At 59.0% G+C, this 15,661-nt stretch carries 15 protein-coding genes; 12 read left to right on the top strand and 3 right to left on the bottom strand.

From position 1 onward, the window contains the following. The first annotated feature begins 15 nt into the window (after positions 1 to 15). Positions 16 to 1,137: a GerAB/ArcD/ProY family transporter gene (locus PV407_RS15670; RefSeq protein ID WP_332090869.1), complete on the top strand. Its 1,122-nt coding sequence runs from the start codon at positions 16 to 18 to the stop codon at positions 1,135 to 1,137. Here the strand turns inward: PV407_RS15670 and PV407_RS15675 are convergent. Further along, entirely contained in the window at positions 1,134 to 1,487 is a 354-nt protein-coding gene (locus tag PV407_RS15675) for a hypothetical protein (RefSeq protein WP_332090870.1), read from the bottom strand. The genes PV407_RS15670 and PV407_RS15675 overlap by 4 nt on opposite strands. A 75-nt stretch (positions 1,488 to 1,562) precedes the next feature. Here PV407_RS15675 and PV407_RS15680 point away from each other — a divergent pair, with 75 nt between their 5' ends. The 5 genes from PV407_RS15680 to PV407_RS15700 all read left to right on the top strand — a co-directional run bounded on the left by PV407_RS15680 (position 1,563) and on the right by PV407_RS15700 (position 8,885). Then, on the top strand, positions 1,563 to 2,660 hold the full coding sequence (locus PV407_RS15680) for an AI-2E family transporter (protein WP_332090871.1): 1,098 nt from the start codon (positions 1,563 to 1,565) through the stop codon (positions 2,658 to 2,660). 69 nt (positions 2,661 to 2,729) lie between these two features. Next, positions 2,730 to 4,169, top strand: a complete 1,440-nt coding sequence (gene cls / locus PV407_RS15685; RefSeq protein WP_332090872.1) for a cardiolipin synthase — start codon at positions 2,730 to 2,732, stop codon at positions 4,167 to 4,169. 51 nt (positions 4,170 to 4,220) lie between these two features. Next, the gene (locus tag PV407_RS15690) at positions 4,221 to 5,954 is read left to right on the top strand and encodes a sensor histidine kinase (protein ID WP_332090873.1); all 1,734 of its coding nucleotides are present in this window, start codon (positions 4,221 to 4,223) and stop codon (positions 5,952 to 5,954) included. Further along, positions 5,932 to 7,437, top strand: a complete 1,506-nt coding sequence (locus PV407_RS15695; RefSeq protein WP_332090874.1) for a response regulator transcription factor — start codon at positions 5,932 to 5,934, stop codon at positions 7,435 to 7,437. Before PV407_RS15690 ends, PV407_RS15695 begins: the two co-directional genes overlap by 23 nt. A gap of 128 nt (positions 7,438 to 7,565) precedes the next feature. Continuing rightward, complete coding sequence (locus PV407_RS15700) at positions 7,566 to 8,885, top strand: glycosyltransferase family 39 protein (RefSeq protein WP_332090875.1); 1,320 nt, start codon at positions 7,566 to 7,568, stop codon at positions 8,883 to 8,885. An 80-nt stretch (positions 8,886 to 8,965) separates the two neighbouring features. On the opposite strand, the gene PV407_RS15705 is transcribed toward PV407_RS15700, so the two are convergent. Next, the gene (locus PV407_RS15705; protein WP_332090876.1) at positions 8,966 to 9,181 is read right to left on the bottom strand and encodes a hypothetical protein; all 216 of its coding nucleotides are present in this window, start codon (positions 9,179 to 9,181) and stop codon (positions 8,966 to 8,968) included. Between the two features lie 235 nt (positions 9,182 to 9,416). On the opposite strand from PV407_RS15705, the gene prmA reads away from it, so the two are divergent. The 6 genes from prmA (at position 9,417) to deoC (ending at position 14,610) form a co-directional block, all read left to right on the top strand. Continuing rightward, the gene (prmA, locus tag PV407_RS15710) at positions 9,417 to 10,415 is read left to right on the top strand and encodes a 50S ribosomal protein L11 methyltransferase (RefSeq protein WP_332090936.1); all 999 of its coding nucleotides are present in this window, start codon (positions 9,417 to 9,419) and stop codon (positions 10,413 to 10,415) included. Positions 10,416 to 10,427: 12 nt separating this feature from the next. After that, entirely contained in the window at positions 10,428 to 11,102 is a 675-nt protein-coding gene (locus PV407_RS15715; protein ID WP_332090877.1) for a site-2 protease family protein, read from the top strand. Between the two features lie 146 nt (positions 11,103 to 11,248). Beyond that, positions 11,249 to 12,010, top strand: coding sequence for a 16S rRNA (uracil(1498)-N(3))-methyltransferase (locus tag PV407_RS15720; protein WP_332090878.1), 762 nt, complete (start codon positions 11,249 to 11,251; stop codon positions 12,008 to 12,010). A 7-nt stretch (positions 12,011 to 12,017) separates the two neighbouring features. Then, a complete protein-coding gene (gene mtaB, locus PV407_RS15725; RefSeq protein WP_332090879.1) occupies positions 12,018 to 13,367 on the top strand; it encodes a tRNA (N(6)-L-threonylcarbamoyladenosine(37)-C(2))-methylthiotransferase MtaB in 1,350 nt (449 codons plus the stop codon). A gap of 117 nt (positions 13,368 to 13,484) precedes the next feature. Then, the gene (locus PV407_RS15730) at positions 13,485 to 13,913 is read left to right on the top strand and encodes an NUDIX hydrolase (RefSeq protein WP_332090880.1); all 429 of its coding nucleotides are present in this window, start codon (positions 13,485 to 13,487) and stop codon (positions 13,911 to 13,913) included. Position 13,914: 1 nt separating this feature from the next. Then, positions 13,915 to 14,610 carry a deoxyribose-phosphate aldolase gene (gene deoC / locus PV407_RS15735; protein WP_332090881.1) on the top strand — a complete coding sequence of 232 codons (696 nt, stop codon included), beginning with the start codon at positions 13,915 to 13,917 and terminating at the stop codon, positions 14,608 to 14,610. A gap of 3 nt (positions 14,611 to 14,613) precedes the next feature. Here the strand turns inward: deoC and PV407_RS15740 are convergent, their stop codons facing one another. Continuing rightward, positions 14,614 to 15,591, bottom strand: a complete 978-nt coding sequence (locus PV407_RS15740; protein WP_332090882.1) for a Na/Pi cotransporter family protein — start codon at positions 15,589 to 15,591, stop codon at positions 14,614 to 14,616. Positions 15,592 to 15,661: the final 70 nt, after the last annotated feature.

Genomic DNA, 15,661 nt, shown 5'->3' on the forward strand with positions numbered 1-15,661 from the left:
GGAGGCCCGAGAAGGATGGACAACATCAAAATCAGTCCATGGCAGTTGTTTACGCTCATTACCTTATTCGGCTGGGGGACGAGCCTGGTCGTTCCGTACGGCATGAACGCCGGGCAGGACGCATGGATCGCCGCCCTGCTCGGTTTATCGGCCGGGCTGGTCGTCCTCCAGGTCTACCTGTACTTGTATGTTCGCTATCCCGGTTTGTCGTTGATCGGATACACGAAAAAAATTATGGGGAAATACGCGGGATGGACGATCGGACTGCTTTACGTGCTTGTTTTTATTTATGAGTGCTCGACGGTCCTGAGACGCTGCGGCGACCTGCTGCTGAATGCGGTTTACGACGAAACGCCGTTATTCGTTCTGAACGCGTTGATGGTCGTTTCCGTAGCCTATGTCGCCTATAAAGGCATCGAGGTTTTGGCGAGAACGGCGGGGATCTATCTCATCTTTCTAATCTTTTTGGGGATTTTGGGGGTATTGTTGATTGTAAGCGGCGGTATCCTCGAAGGCATCCATTTGCTTCCCGTCATGGAAAAAGGGGTGAAACCGATCGTTTCCACCGTTTTTTTGGAAACGTACGGATTTCCTTTCGGTCAAATGATCGTCATTACGATGCTACTGCCTTATGTAAACAAACGTCGATCGGTAAAAAAAGTCGCGCACGGCGCGATGGCCGCGACCGGTTTCGTTTTATCGATAACGATCGCGATTGAAATTTCGGTTCTCGGCGTCCAATTGACCCAACAATCGACCTTTCCGCTGCTGGTTACGATCAGCATGGTCGATGTCGCGGATTTTCTTCAGAGGCTGGACGCGATCGTCGTATTTACGCTGATCATTACCGTATTTTTCAAAATCGCGGTTTTTTACTACGTCGCCGTTATGGGGGCTTCGGAACTGTTCGACCTTCCAAAGCCCCGGCAGCTCATTTTGCCGGTCGGCTTCATCATCCTCGTCACTTCGATGACGATCGCGGACAATTATTCGGAATATTTAATGGAAACTACCCTATATAACAGCCGGATCGGCATTTTCTTTTACGCGGTCATACCGCTGCTCTTGTCGGGCATCGATCTGATTCGAAGGCGGGTCCATGGAAAAAAGGGGGCTGAACGATCGGGGGCGGCCTAATTGCGTTTGCCGTTGTTCGGTTTCTTCCGACTTGAGTTTTTAGTAAGAGAAGGGAGGAACGGAGCGGCCGATATGGCGATAAGAAATAAACAAACGATGAGGCGCTCCTGGGCAGACATGACCTCGAAAGGATTTTTCAAATTGCTCAACGAATCGCGCAGCGAAAAGCCCGTCATGAGATCGATCGCCATACCGAATCCGAGCGTCAAGACGTGAAGCGCTAAAAAGATGAAAATGACTTTCATGATGGCCTCCCGTTCCGTCGGTAGCGTTCGGTATAGTTTGGAACAGTTATCGCCGGCGTATTCGGAAGCGACGCGGGGCTTTTTTGCGTTTTCGCCGTCCGGCATTTTGCTGGCACCTTTAACCTGCTATAATGAGAGCGATACGGCAATACGTCCCATCATAAGAGAGGCGGTTGGTACATGGTGCCTCAGTCGAAATTTTTTCGGATCGGGTACGGCATTCTTCTCGTCTTCCTCATTATCTGGGTCGGCGTGAAAATCGGCTTCGTGTTTTACCCGCTCAAGGTGCTCGTGCAGACGCTGTTTTCCCCGATCCTCGTCTCCGGCATTTTATTTTACTTGTTCCGCCCGCTCGTCAATTTGCTGACCGAGAAAAGGCTTCCGCGATCGCTCGCCATCCTGGTCGTCTATTTGTTTTTCGCGCTGCTGGTGACGATCATCATCATCTTCGTCGCGCCGGTGCTGAAGCGGCAATTTACGGAGCTGGTAGGCAGCTTGCCGGCGCTGATCCAAACGGCGGTCAGCAAAGGGCAGGAACTTGCGGAAAGCGAATGGTTCACCCGATTCATCGAAAGCTTCAACGTCGACTTCAACCAAATATCCGAGAAGGCGTCCGACTATTTGGTCGTCGGGCTCAACCTGCTCAGCTCCAATTTCAAAACGGTGATCGGCTTCGTCGCCAACGTGTTCTTTTTGGTGGTCACCGTTCCGTTCATCTTGTTTTATTTGCTGCGGGACGGGGAAAAAATTCGCGACGGGCTGCTGAAGCTGATGCCGAAAACGCAAAAAAGCAGCGTGAAGGCGATATTGTCGAAAATGGACGAGACGGTCAGCCTGTACATACGCGGCCAATTTATCGTCGCGTTCATCGTCGGCGTCCTGTGCCTCGTCGGATATTTGATCATCGGCATCGATTACGCGTTTTTGCTCGCGCTGGCGGCGATGATTACGAACGTCATTCCGTACGTGGGCGCTTTTTTGGCCGCCGTACCGGCGATTATCGTCGCGATGGTCGATTCCCCGTTCATGGTGCTGAAGGTCGTCATCGTCTGCGTCATCGCCCAGCAAATCGAAGGCAACCTGGTATCGCCGCAAATTATGGGCAAGCAGCTGGAAATTCATCCGCTGACGATTTTGCTGCTGCTGCTCGTCGTCGGCAGTCTCGTCGGCCCGCTCGGCATGCTGCTGGCCGTTCCCGTCTATGCGGTCGCCAAAATCGTCGTCGTGCACGTGTATCATTTGCTGCAGCTGCGCTTCAACCCCCCGGAAGGCGACTGATGCGGGCCGTTTCGGCCTGCCGCTCGCAGCCGGACTTTCATCCGATCGTTTCTAAGGAGCTTCGTCCGCATGGTAACGACTCAACATTTGTATTCGCTGCTTTTTTTGTTCAATCTGCTTTTCGCCGCAACGGTCATTTTTCTCGAACGACGCAATGTGGGAGCGACCTGGGCTTGGCTGATGGTGCTGTTCTTTTTGCCGGGCGTCGGGTTTATTTTATATTTGTTTTTGGGGCAAAACCTGAGCCGGCGCAAAATTTACAAAATCAAGGAAGAGCAGCGCGAGTTCGTGGAGCATCTGGTGGAGCGGCAAAAGCGGGAAATCCGGCAAATCCATTTCCACGATCCGGCGATGATCCATTACCAGGACATGATTTACATGAACTTGAGCAGCGGCCGGTCGCTGTATACGCAGGACAACCGCGTCGACATTTTTACCGAAGGCAGCGCCAAGTTCGAATCGCTGTTCGCGGCGATCCGCGAAGCGAAGCATCATATTCATCTGATGTATTACATCGTGAAGGACGACGGGCTCGGCCGCAGGCTGATCCGCGAGCTGGAGGCGAAGGCGCGCGAAGGCGTGCGCGTCCGCTTCCTGTACGATCCGATCGGCAGCTCGGGGCTGCCCAGACGGTATTTTCGGCCACTGCTAGAAGCGGGCGGGAAGGTGGCGGCGTTTTTTCCTTCGAAAATTCCGTACATCAATTTACGGCTGAATTACCGGAACCACCGCAAGCTGGCGATCGTCGACGGCAGCTGCGGCTATATCGGCGGCCTGAACGTCGGCGACGAATATTTGGGTCTCGACAAACGGTTCGGCCATTGGCGCGATACGCACCTGAAAGTATGCGGCGGCGGCGTGTTCCAGATGCAGATGCAGTTCGTGCTCGACTGGAACTTGTCGTCGGCGGACCACATTTCCGACCTGACCGCCTATTTTCCGGCCGCGGGCCATCCGGGCCAAGTCGGCATGCAAATCGTCGCGAGCGGGCCGAACAACGAGAAGGAGCAAATCAAAAAAGCTTATATTAAAATGATTCACGCCGCAAGGCAGAGCGTCTGGATTCAAACGCCCTATTTCGTTCCCGACGAAAGCTTGATGACCGCGCTCAAAATGGCGGCGCTCTCCGGCGTCGACGTCCGGCTCATGCTGCCGGGCACGCCGGACCATCCGCTCGTCTACTGGGCGTCCACCTCGTATTTGGGCGAGCTGCTGTCGGTCGGGGTGAAATGCTATTTGTACCGCAACGGCTTTTTGCACGCGAAAACGATCGTCGTCGACGGCCGCATCGCCTCGGTCGGCACGGCGAACATCGATTTGCGCAGCTTCAAGCTCAACTTCGAAGTGAACGCGGTGCTGTACGATACGGACACCGCCGTCAAGCTGCAGCGCATTTTTGCGGACGACCAGAACGACAGCGAGCTGCTTACGATGGAGCAGTACAAAAACCGTCCGCTGTACAAACGGTTTCTCGAGTCGTGCGCGCGCTTGCTTTCGCCGATTTTATGACGGAACGCCGCGATCCGTCGGGCGTCGATACGACAGGAAGGGGCGCAGACGATGCTGCATAAGTGGAGTTTCCCGACTCGCCTGTTCGCGATTTATTCGCTGATCATTTTTATGGTCATCCCGCTTTCGTACGTAGTTCTGTACCGTTATTATACCGCTATCGCCTACCAGACGCTGTCCCGGTCGTTCCATCTGGAAGTGACGGCGCTCGCCGAGCAGCTGGACAACGTCATCGCCGCGGCGGACGGGCTGGCCGTCAACACGCTCGCCAATCCTTCGATCGAGAATTGGATGAAGGAGACGCCGGACGCGAACTCGAACAGCAAAGTGATCAACGTGTTCAACAAAATGCGGCTCGATCTGGACATCAACCCGGACAGCTTCAACCGCATCTCGATCGTGAAGGATACCGGCACGCTGCTGACGTTCGGGGCCGCCTCCTCCTACAACAAAGACCAGACGAAGAAAAAAATAACGGGGCTTTCCTGGTTCGGCGACGTGGACCGAAGGCCGCTCCTCGTATTGCCTCCGCATCGGGACGATTGGGATTCGAAAGGCAAAATGATCGTGTCCGTCATCCGCGGCGGCGTCCCCGGCACCGTCATCGAGGTGCAAATTCCGTTCTCCTACCTGGAAGCGATGCTGTTCAAGGGCAATTTCGCGTCGAGCGGCAAGCATGTGATCGTGTACGACGATGCCGACCGGATCATTTATCCGTCCGAGCCTCCTCCGACGCCGCCCGGCCCGCACGTCACGGCGGAAAGCCGGATCGCCCATGCGGGATGGCGGCTCGCCGTATCCCAGCCGATGGATTTGCTGCTCAGGCCCGTGCGGGAAACCGGCTATTGGATGGCGGCGATCGCGGGCGGGCTGTCGCTCGTGTCGCTGGCGATGATTTATTTGTTTACGGCGCGAACGACGAAGCCGTTGGTCCGGCTCAGCCAGGCGATGGCGCAAATGCCCGGCGACGCGAAGACGGACGCCGCGCTCGCCAAGCTGTTTGCGAAGATCGACGGCAAGCGGTCGAACGACGAGATCGTCCGGCTGTACCATGCGTTCCAAAGCATGCTGGTGCGGATGGAGGAGTCCAAGCAGCTGGCCGTGGAAGCCCGCTCCCGGGAGCTTCAGGCGCAGTTTCTCGCGCTGCAGGCCCAGATGAATCCCCATTTCCTGTACAATACGCTCACTTTGGTCGGCATGCTCGGGATGGAGGACGGCAACGAAGAAATTCCGAAAATTACGGGAGAGCTCGTTCAGATGCTGCGGTACATTACGTACGACAGCCGGGAGCTCGTCACGCTGAAGGAAGAAGCGGACCACGCGCTTTGCTATTTGGACATCATGAAGACGCGTTACCGGGACCATCTGGTCGTCGACGTCAGTTTGACGGGAGATTTGACCGCGGTGCGCGTACCGAAGCTGTCGGTGCAGCCGTTCGTGGAAAACTGCGTCAAGCACGGCTTCGCCGGCAAAAAATATCCGTGGCGCATCGAGCTCGCCGTTTCGGCGGACGCCAACGGATGGATCGTCCGCATCCGCGACGACGGAAGCGGATTCGGCGAAGACTATTTGCGGCGGTTCGCGGAGAGCCGCGACCAGCTGGGAAGGCTCGAGCTGTACGCGGAGAGCGGCGGCTTGGGCATGATGAACACGTACGCCAGGCTGGTTCATACGTTCGGGAGCAAGCTGCGGTTCGAGCTGTCGAACGGGGAGGCGGGAGGCGCCTGCGTAACGTTCGGAATCGAGACGGAGGACAATGCCGATGCTGAAAATATTGCTGGTTGACGACGAGGTGGCGATTTGCCGCGGCATGAAAAGCCTCATCCTGAAGGCGGATGCCGCCGGCGTGCTCGTCCAGGAAGCTTACGACGGAGTCGAAGCGTTGGACGCGATGGATGAATTCGATCCCGACGTGCTGCTGACCGACATGCGGATGCCGAGAATGGACGGGCTCGAGCTGATCCGCGAGGCGAAGCGGCGGAAGCCCGAGCTGCTTACGGCCATCGTCAGCGCCTATTCCGATTACGAATACGTGCGCGAGGCGATGCTGATGAACGCCACCGACTACTTGCTGAAGCCCGCCGCCCCCGACGCCGTTCACGAGCTGCTCGGGCGGCTTCGCTCGCGCGCGGAGCAGCAGTCGGCGCGGAAGGAGCGGGAGGCGGTCGAATCGATGCTGCAGGGCGTCCATGCCGACGTCTGCCCTCCGTCGCTTCGCGCCTCCCGCTTCGCGCTGCTGCTGTTCTGCGCCGGCCCTTACGCGGGCGGGGCGACCGACGCGTATCCCGGCGACGGTCAGCGTCTGGCTTCGCTGCTGGACGAAAGCGCCGGGCTGTGCGCAAAGCTTGGCATGCGAAGCTGGGCCGTCCGGGGCGAAAGGCCGAACGAACGGTTCGTCGCCCTTGCGGCCGACGGGAGCGATGCGGATGCGCGCATGCGCCGTTTTTTGGACGGCTTGAAGGAAGCGATCCACGGCCGGAAAAAGCCGGTCACGGTCATGGCGGCGACGGGCCTGACGCCCGAGCAGCTGTACGGAGCGGGCAGACGGCTGCGGAGAGAGCTGATCCACGCGCTCGTCTTCGGGAAATCGACGATCGTGCACGTGGGAGACGGCGCTTCCCGGAAGACGGACCTCGCCGGCAAATTCGCGAAGGAAACGGCAAGAGTGATGGACGTCGCCATGCAGGGGAAATACGACCTGTTCGCCGAGGAGCTGAGCGCCCTCATGACGAGCTGGGAAAACGGCGACGCGACCCAATTCGTCATTCAGCAGACGCTGTTTCGCCTGCTCGCGGAGCTCGGCGACCGCGGACTGGAGAAGCAGATCGATCTGGAAATGCTCGTTTCCCATTCGCTCGGCTATGCGGAGCTGAGGCATCACGTGTCGCTGCTGTTTCACGATTTGTTCGATTCGCCGGAGCCCGCGGGAAAGACGGAACAGGTCGGCACGATCGTCGGACAAGTCGAGCAATATTTGAAAAAAAATTTCCGGCAGTCGATTACGCTGCAAAGCTTGTCGCAGGAGTTCGGTCTCGTCCCCAACTACTTGAGCGTATTGTTCAAGCGCGAAACGGGCATGACGCCTGCCGAATATTTGACGGCCTACCGGATCGGCGCCGCCAAACGGCTGATGGACGAACGGCCGGACATGCTGCTGAAGCAGGTGGCGAGCGAGGTCGGCTACTCCGACCAGCTGTACTTCAGCCGCGTCTTCCGCAAGCAGACCGGCAAATCGCCGTCCGAATACGTCCAATCCCGGCAGCGGTAGCGCTTTAACATGGAATCGTCCATATACAACTTCGATTTGTGTATACTCCCCATCCGGTTCGCCGGATATAATGACTGCAAGCGCTGCCACTTGGCGCTCGATCATCATCGCGATGGGGTGTATTTCGCATGTACCGATTTTACGAGTCGTACAAAGGCCCGACGCTTCGGCTGCTGGGGAAAATCGTGCGCAGCGATTGGATATTCCTGATCCCTTTCCTTTTGATTTCGCTGAAGGTGAGAATGGGGTACGTGCTGTTTTTGGCGTCGGGACGCGGCTTTCCGCAATCCGACGACTCCAAATGGTATCTCCAGTACGCTTATTCCTTGATCGAAGGCAAGCCGATCGGGCTGCATATGAACGATATCATGTACATGGGCTACAACTTGCTGCTCACCCTGCTGCTCGCCGTCTTCAAAAGCACGACGACGGTCATTTTCATCCAGGCGGCCGTCGCGGGCCTGTCCGTCTTTTTCGTATACCGGATCGCGGCGATGCTGTTCAACAAAACGACCGCCGTCATCGCATCCTATTTGTACTGCTACCATTCGTGGGGCATTACGCTCTGGTCGTCTTACATTTTGGCGGACAGCTTCTTTATAAGCCTGCTGCTGCTGTGCGTATATTTGCTGCTCAAAAGCAGGGAAACCGGGAAAACGTCGCATAGGATCGCGTTCGCCGCTTCGGCGTTCTATTTGGCTTTATTCAAGCCGACGGGACTCGTCGCGGTCGCATTTATCGCGCTCTGCATCGCGATCGGCTTGCGCGGGGCGACGATCGCGCAGTTTGTCCGAAAACGGTGGCTGCCGCTTTCCGTCGGCGCGGCCGCGGCCGCTTCGTTATGCGCGTACGTTCTGCTCAGCGGCAAGCTGGAGCCGCTTTTCGCCTCGCTGCAGTTTAACGCCAAAATGGTTTTGTACAATATATACGCCAAAGGCTGGATCTACGACAGTCCATCGCCGTTCGACCATCCGTTCAAGCCGAATTACGATATCGACGTCATGAACAGCCTGATCGCCAGCTTTATGATCAACAACTGGGACCATATCTCCGTCCTTTATATGAAGCGGGCCGCCGCCTTCCTCGGAAGATGGGTGATGCAGACCGATTTGTCGACCGTCCAGGGAGTGGCGAAGTTCGGCGAAAACATGCTGCCGACCGCGCTGTTCGTTCTCGGCTTCGTCGCCGCGATGTGGAACGGGCTGCTTCGAAAGACGGCCGTCGTATGGCTGCTCGTGCTCGCCGTCCTGCTGTTTTGCGTCGTGTTTTTCATCGACGGCATGTACAGGTACAAAGCTCCCGCCGTCCCGTTCATTATTATCGGAGTGGCGTACGGCGCGGAGCGGGTCGTTCGCTGCGTCCTGCTCGCGGCGAAATACGCCGCGATCCAGCTGCGAATGCTGCGCCGGGGAAGCGAGCCGTCATACCGCGCGGTCGAAGAACGGTAACCCCGCATCGGTCGATGCGTACGGGACCGGCTCGCCGGCCGATTGCAAAAAAAACCGCCTGCGGGCGGTTTTTTGTATGCTTACGGCTTTCGCATTTCGAAAAACTCGCATTCGTTCCGCGAATGGTAGGCGAGCTCGCTTACGCCGGATTGGACGACGACAAGGTCGGCGTCGAACCGGATAATGATGCCGCCGGAATCGATCATATGATCGTCCTTGAACACCCGGATGCGGATTTCGTCGTCCATCGCTTCCTGCAAGTCTCGGTCGGTCGACAGTCGGCGGTTGCGGGCCATGCGCGATTCTCCTTCGTTCCGTTATAGTTTGCGATTGGTTCCCGATCCATTGTATCAAACCGGCGCACGGTTTCCTACCGTTTTCCGGTTTCGCCGCCGCCCGGCTCCCGTTTTACTACAGCCGCCGCGATAGTGTACAATGAAACGGATTGCGATGCGCGATGCTCACGCGCGCCGCCGTTCGGTCGGAACCGTTCGGGCGCGCGACGATTCGAAAGCGGGGGAAACGAAGCTTATGTTATGGCACGAAATTACGATACATACGCGCGAGGAAGTGGCCGAGCTGATCTCGACCGCGTTCCATGAAATGGGAGCGGGGGGCGTGACGATCGAGGAATCCGGGACGCTGAACAAAATGCGGGATACGTCGCTCGGCCAGCTATACGACACGCCGCTGAACGACATTCCGGAGGGCGAAGCGGTCGTACAGGCGTACTTCGCCGATCCGGAGGACGTCGGCGATTTGATCCGGCGGCTCGAGGAGCACGTCCGGTTCGTGCGGGACGAGCTCGGCTACGACGTCGGCCAAGCCGACATCCGGTCGCGCGTCGTCGACGAGGAAGATTGGGCGCATTCGTGGAAGCAATATTACAAGCCGATTCGAATCTCCGAAAGGCTGACGATCAAGCCGACGTGGGAAACGTACGAGCCGGAAAGCGCGGACGAAATCGTGCTCGAGCTCGATCCCGGCATGGCGTTCGGAACGGGAACCCACCCGACCACGACGCTATGCTTGCGGGCGCTGGAGCGGGAGGTCGTGCCGGGCGACGACGTCATCGACGTCGGAACGGGCTCGGGCGTGCTGGCGATCGCCGCCGCCAAGCTCGGAGCCCGCCGCGTGCTGGCGCTCGATCTCGATCCCGTAGCCGTCGCGAGCGCGGAGCAAAACGCCCGCTTGAACGGCGTCGACGGCGAAGTCGCGGTGACGGAAAGCGACCTGCTCGGCGTTTTGCGCGGTGCGGAGGCGGCGGGCGGGGAGACGAAGCCGGCTGCCGCGGATATCGGCGTCGCCCTCCCGGTTCGGCTCGTCGTGGCGAACATTTTGGCCGAAGTGATCGTGCTGTTCGTGGACGACGTGTTTCAGGTTTTGAAGCCGGGCGGCATTTACATTACGTCGGGCATCTATAAGGACAAAGAAGCGTTCGTCGAACAGGCGCTGCGTCAGGCCGGATTCGAGATCGAGCGCGTCGAGCGCGAGCAGGATTGGGTCGCGATCGTCGCCGTCAAGCGGTAAGGGGGGAACCGGATGGAAGGGTTGAACAGCTTTTTGCGGTACCCGCTCGAGGAGCTGCCGTTCATTCTGCTCGTGCTCGTGCTCGCTTTTACGGTGCACGAGTTCGCGCATGCGTACGCCGCTTACAAATTCGGCGATCCGACGGCGAAGCAGCTCGGGCGCGTCACGCTCAATCCGCGCGTTCATCTGGACGTGCTCGGCACGATTCTCATTCTGATCGCCGGCTTCGGCTGGGCGAAGCCGGTGCCCGTCAATCGAGGACGGTTCAAGCATCCGCGGCTGATGGGGATCGTCGTATCGGCGGTCGGGCCGCTGAGCAACTTCGTGTTGGCGTTCGTCGGCATCGTGATTTACCATATTTTCGCGACGTCCGGCATTTTGAACGGGGCGTCGACGGGCGTCGTGGCGGCGATCGATCTGTTTTTGCGGCGGCTCGTCGAGCTGAACATCGTATTGTTCATTTTTAACTTGATTCCGCTGCCGCCGCTCGACGGGTACCGGATTATCGAAGATTTGGCGCCGTCGCATATTCGGATGAAAATGGCCCAAAATGAACAATGGGGCATATTCGTCTTTTTGCTGATCGTCTTCATCCCGAAGCTGTCCGAATATACGATCCAGCCGCTATTTTTGTTCGGACGGGATTTGATTTACGAGATGAGCCGGTTCGTCGCCATTTTTATTTGATCGTTCCATACGGCGCAGCTTTTCCCGTATAATCGAGCCTGCCGATAGCGCCTGCCGCGCTTCCGGCCGCAGGGAGTAGAATTTCGGGCGAAAACGGTGTATGATGAAAGTTGGCTTAACGATATCGCAGGTCAAGAAGGGGTATCATGCAAAAATATTTCGTTCCGCCCGAGCAGCTGACGGAGGCGGAAGCGGTCATAACCGGCGAAGACGCGCATCATTTGGCGAACGTGATGCGGGCGCGCGTCGGCGATTCGATCAAGGTGAGCGACGGCGCCACGCGCGAGGCGACGGCGACCGTCGCCGAAATCGCCAAAAACCGCATCGTCGCCCGCGTCGACGAGCTTCATCCGCCGACGGCGGAGCCGGCGATCCGGGTGACGATCGCCCAAAGCTTGCCGAAGGGCGACAAAATGGAGACGGTCATCCAGAAAGGGACCGAAATCGGAGCCGTCCGGTTCGTTCCGTTCGTCTCGGAGCGCACGGTCGTCGCCTACGACGCGAAAAAAGAGACGAAGCGGCTCGAGCGCTGGCAAAAAATCGCCAAGGAAGCGGCGGAGCAGGCGCATCGGGGCCGCGTCCCCGAGGTGGAGGCTCCCCTCGCATGGAAGCAATTGCTGCAGGCGGCCGGCGAGGCCGATGCGGCGTTCTTTTGTTACGAGAAAGAAGCGGGCTCGATGCTCAGAACCGCGCTGCGGAGCGCCATCGCGTCCCGAGGCGGTACGGACGGCATGCGCGTTCTGCTGATCGTCGGGCCGGAAGGCGGCTTTACCGAGCGCGAGGCGCAGGAGGCGGAACAAGCCGGCTGCGTGCCGGTGAAGCTCGGGGCGCGCATTTTGCGCACGGAGACGGCCGGAATGGTCGGACTTGCCTGCGTGTTGTACGAAGCCGGAGAGATGGGAGGTTGACGCGCACATGTCTACAGTCGCGTTTCATACGCTTGGCTGCAAAGTAAACTTCTACGATACGGAAGCGATTTGGCAGCTGTTCAAAAACGAAGGGTACGAGCAGGTCGATTTCGAGCAAACGGCCGACGTCTATGTCATCAATACGTGCACCGTCACGAATACGGGGGATAAAAAAAGCCGGCAAATCATTCGCCGCGCCATCCGCCGCAATCCGGACGCGATCGTGGCCGTAACGGGATGCTACGCGCAAACGTCGCCTGCCGAAATTATGGCGATTCCCGGGGTCGATCTGGTTATCGGCACGCAAAACCGCGACCAAATCATCCCGCTCGTGAACGAATATATGGCGAGCCGCAAGCCGATCAACGCGGTGCGGAACATTATGAAAACGCGCGAATTCGAGGAGCTCGACGTGCCCGATTTCGCCGACCGGACGCGCGCCTTTTTGAAAATTCAGGAAGGGTGCAACAATTTTTGCACGTTTTGCATCATTCCGTGGTCGCGCGGCCTTATGCGGAGCCGCAAGCCGGAAAGCGTCATCAGGCAGGCGCATATGCTCGTCGAGGCCGGGTACAAGGAAATCGTGCTGACCGGCATTCATACCGGCGGATACGGCGAAGATTTGCAAGGCTACGGGCTGGCCGAGCTGCTGTCGGATTTGGACAAGGTCGACGGGCTGAAACGGATCCGCATCAGCTCGATCGAAGCGAGTCAAATTACCGACAAGGTGGTCGACGTGCTGAACAGGTCGGACAAAATGTGCCGCCACCTGCACGTTCCGCTGCAGGCGGGCGACGATGCGGTGCTGGCGCGCATGCGCCGCAAATATACGACGGCCGAATTCGGCGCCAAAATCGAGAAGCTGCATCGCGCGCTTCCGGACGTGGCGATCACGACCGACGTCATCGTCGGTTTTCCGGGCGAGACGGAGGACATGTTCCGCGCGGGCTACGCGTTTATGGAACGGATGCAGTTTGCGGAAATGCACGTGTTTCCGTACTCGAAACGGACCGGCACGCCGGCGGCCCGGATGGACGATCAGATCGACGAAGAAGTGAAAAACGAACGCGTGCACGAGCTGATCGATTTGTCCGAGCGGATGCAGCTCGCCTACGCGCGCAAATTCGTCGGGCAAACGCTCGAGGTCATTCCGGAGCGGACGTACAAAGGGGCCCCGGACAGCGGACTGCTGATGGGCTACTCCGACAATTACGTCAACCTTGTGTTCCCGGGCTCGGAGCATTTGATCGGCGAGCTTTGCTCGGTCAAGCTGACCGAAGCGGGCGTCAACGAGAGCAAGGGCGTTTTGGTCGGCGCGGACGGGCGCATGCCGCATAAAACGGCCGTCGGCGGCTGATTCGCGGGCCGCGGCGGATATGGGAAGGATTTCGTAATCCGGTGCTTGAACGGAATGCGGAATCCTTCTTCGATATCGGCCGAAGACCATATCGGGGAAAACGGGGAGGAAGCGCGCATGAAAGAAATTTCGGCCGGCGGCGTCGTGTACCGCCATCGGGAGGGCGTTACGGAAATCCAGCTCATCCAGGACCGCTACGGCAAAATGACGCTGCCGAAAGGCAAAATGGAGCCCGGGGAGACGATTCCCGAAACGGCGCTGCGGGAAATACGCGAGGAGACGGGCATCGACGGACGGATCGTCGCCGAGCTGGAGCGGATCGAATACCAATATTCGCATGAAAAGCGCGGAACGATCGACAAGGAAGTGCACTATTTCTTGGTCGAGGCGACGGGCGGCAGCCTGCAGGCGCAAATCGAGGAAATTCGCGGCGTCGCATGGTTCGAACCGCTCGAAGCGTGGAAGCGGCAAAAGCAGTCCGGGTACGCGAACAACGATTCCGTGCTCGCCAAAGCGCTCCAAGCTTTGCGAATCGAGGTGGACTGATATGAACCGCATGCCGGAAACGTTCGACAGGAGCAGGCTGCCGTCCTATATCGATCATACGCTGCTGAAGGCGGACGCCACGCCGGAAGCGATCGTCAAGCTGTGCGACGAGGCGCGGCAGTACGGGTTTTACAGCGTTTGCGTGAACGGCGGCTACGTGCCGCTCTGCTCCGAGGCGCTCGAAGGAAGCGGCGTCCGCGTCTGCGCCGTCGTCGGATTTCCGCTCGGAGCGGGCGCCACCCGGTCGAAGGCGTTCGAGGCGGCCGAAGCGGCCGAGCGCGGCGCCGACGAAATCGATATGGTCATGGCGGTCGGGAAGCTGATCGCCGGCGACGAAGCGTACGTCCGAAGCGATATCCGGGCGGTCGCGGACGCGGTGGCGGGCAAGGCGATCGTCAAAGTGATACTCGAAACCGGCCTTTTGAACGAGGAGCAAAAACGGACCGCGTGCCGGCTCGCCGAAGAGGCGGGAGCGCATTTCGTCAAAACGTCGACCGGCTTCGGGCCGGGAGGAGCGACGGCGGAAGACGTGCGGCTGATGCGCGCGGCCGTTTCGCCGAACGTCCGGGTGAAAGCGTCCGGCGGCATACGCGACCTGACGGCCGCCCTGGCGATGATCGAGGCGGGCGCCGCGAGGCTCGGCACGAGCTCGGGCGTGGCGATCGTAACCGGCACCGGCGGTTCCGCCGCTTATTGACGATTACCGTTTCGCCGCGCTTCGGTTCAATACGGGCAAATAACAGAGCGGCAGCGCAACCAGCGAGCTGACGACGTTAAAAATCGTTTGCGCGTGGGCGATCTGACCGGACGGCGATGCGGTCAAAAGCGCGGACGCCTGGTGCAGCAGCGGCAGTACCGGCAAAAACAGCAGCGCCCCGCCGGCGTTTAACGCGATATGCGACCAGGCGACGAACTGCCCGCTGCGCGTCCCGCCGATCGCGGCCAACAGCGCCGTCGCGCATGTGCCGACGTTCGCGCCGAGCACGATCGCGATGCCGAGCGGGACCGGAATGGCGTCGACGGAGGCGAGGCCCATCGTCATGGCGATCGTCGCGGCGCTGCTGTGAATGACGGCGGTCAATATCGCGCCGGCGATGACGCCCCACATGACGCTGCGCTGGGCTTGCTCGACGAACCAGCCGAACAGGCCGCGGCTTTGGAGATACGGAACGATCGTCTGCATCACCTCGACGCCGAGCAGGACGGAGGCGAAGCCGCAGACGGCGAGCGACAGCGAGCGGATATGGTGCAGCGCGCGCAGCAAGCGGTTAAACCGCAGGGCGGCGGGGACGACGGGCAGCAGCAGCGATCCGAGCCATACCGAAGCCGAGACGAGCAGCGTCGGAAAGGCGAGCTTGGTCAAGTTGAGGCCGATCAGCTCGGTCGTCAGGCATGTGCCGATATTCGCGCCGAGAATAATGCCGAGCGTTTTCGGAAACGTCATAATGCCGGCGTTGACGAGGCCGATCGCGATGACCGTAATCGCGCTGCTGCTCTGCAGGGCGGCGGTGACGCCGGTTCCGATCAGCATGCCGCGCAGCGGCGTCCGCGTGAACGTTTCGACGAGTCCGGTCAAGTACGAGCCGGCCCACGAATGCAGCGCCAGCTCCATCACCTTCATGCCGGTCAAAAAGACGCCCAATCCGACGAGCAGCGGTAAGACGAGATGCGTTATCATGCGGGTCTCCTTTATTCGTATTCGAGGGCTGCAACTTCCGCTTCTACATGATATGAGGGCGAAAAGACGA

This window comes from Paenibacillus sp. GYB003 (assembly GCF_036577625.1).
In the GTDB taxonomy this organism is placed as follows: Bacteria; Bacillota; Bacilli; order Paenibacillales; family NBRC-103111; genus Paenibacillus_AB.

Coding starts and splice junctions, on each gene's coding strand:
- PV407_RS15670 (WP_332090869.1), top strand. CDS start 16: ATGGACAACATCAAAATCAGTCCATGGCAGTTGTTTACGCTCATTACC.
- PV407_RS15675 (WP_332090870.1), bottom strand. CDS start 1,487: ATGCCGGACGGCGAAAACGCAAAAAAGCCCCGCGTCGCTTCCGAATAC.
- PV407_RS15680 (WP_332090871.1), top strand. CDS start 1,563: ATGGTGCCTCAGTCGAAATTTTTTCGGATCGGGTACGGCATTCTTCTC.
- cls (WP_332090872.1), top strand. CDS start 2,730: ATGGTAACGACTCAACATTTGTATTCGCTGCTTTTTTTGTTCAATCTG.
- PV407_RS15690 (WP_332090873.1), top strand. CDS start 4,221: ATGCTGCATAAGTGGAGTTTCCCGACTCGCCTGTTCGCGATTTATTCG.
- PV407_RS15695 (WP_332090874.1), top strand. CDS start 5,932: ATGCTGAAAATATTGCTGGTTGACGACGAGGTGGCGATTTGCCGCGGC.
- PV407_RS15700 (WP_332090875.1), top strand. CDS start 7,566: ATGTACCGATTTTACGAGTCGTACAAAGGCCCGACGCTTCGGCTGCTG.
- PV407_RS15705 (WP_332090876.1), bottom strand. CDS start 9,181: ATGGCCCGCAACCGCCGACTGTCGACCGACCGAGACTTGCAGGAAGCG.
- prmA (WP_332090936.1), top strand. CDS start 9,417: ATGTTATGGCACGAAATTACGATACATACGCGCGAGGAAGTGGCCGAG.
- PV407_RS15715 (WP_332090877.1), top strand. CDS start 10,428: ATGGAAGGGTTGAACAGCTTTTTGCGGTACCCGCTCGAGGAGCTGCCG.
- PV407_RS15720 (WP_332090878.1), top strand. CDS start 11,249: ATGCAAAAATATTTCGTTCCGCCCGAGCAGCTGACGGAGGCGGAAGCG.
- mtaB (WP_332090879.1), top strand. CDS start 12,018: ATGTCTACAGTCGCGTTTCATACGCTTGGCTGCAAAGTAAACTTCTAC.
- PV407_RS15730 (WP_332090880.1), top strand. CDS start 13,485: ATGAAAGAAATTTCGGCCGGCGGCGTCGTGTACCGCCATCGGGAGGGC.
- deoC (WP_332090881.1), top strand. CDS start 13,915: ATGAACCGCATGCCGGAAACGTTCGACAGGAGCAGGCTGCCGTCCTAT.
- PV407_RS15740 (WP_332090882.1), bottom strand. CDS start 15,591: ATGATAACGCATCTCGTCTTACCGCTGCTCGTCGGATTGGGCGTCTTT.